Here is a 713-nt window from a genome sequence, read left to right on the forward strand (position 1 = left end):
ACCTTCGACCTAGCAACATTATTTGAGCAGCATGCCCAAGCAACACCGAATGCCATTGCCATTGCAACCGCTGACGGCGAGACCTTGAGCTATCAAGCTCTCAATCACCGTGCAGATACCCTCGCAGCCTATATTGTTGAATCACACCCTGATGCCGACACCTGCTTACCTGCTGATTGTCCCATCGCATTGTATTTTGAACGCAGCGTCAACATGCTCGTTGCCATATTGGCCACTCTTAAAGCCGGTGGCGCTTATGTGCCTGTATCTCCTCAATACCCACACTCTCGTGTTGAGTTTATTTTAGAAGATACACAAACAGCTTTAGTACTCACTGATACGACACTCTGTGATACTTTGGCACCGATGCTTGACCAAGCTCAGTGTATTAATGTGGACCTGTGTACCGACCCATTGGTCGATATTACCCTGACTCGACCTAATAACCTCGAGCGTTTGGCCTATATCATTTACACCTCTGGGACCACTGGCACACCAAAAGGTGTCATGCTGAGTCAGCGTAATGCACTGTATTACCTTGATGCGTTAACACACGCTCTTGGCAAACAATACCAACGTATCGACTTCTCATCTAACTACTGTTTTGACTTATCTGTTACCACCACTTTATGCCCGCTGTTACACGGACAACAGATCTGCTTATATACCGGTGATATTCTCGATGTCGACGCTTACCGCGACCATATCCGTAC

General features: G+C 47.3%; 1 protein-coding gene. It reads left to right on the forward strand.

Translation table 11 applies throughout. The features are described from left to right. Positions 1-713, forward strand: a 713-nt coding sequence (locus J8L98_RS24505) for an AMP-binding protein (RefSeq protein ID WP_210998667.1), incomplete at both ends; no start/stop codon positions are given.

The sequence above is a fragment of the Pseudoalteromonas sp. MMG013 genome, from assembly GCF_018100885.1.
GTDB lineage: Bacteria > Pseudomonadota > Gammaproteobacteria > Enterobacterales > Alteromonadaceae > Pseudoalteromonas > Pseudoalteromonas aurantia.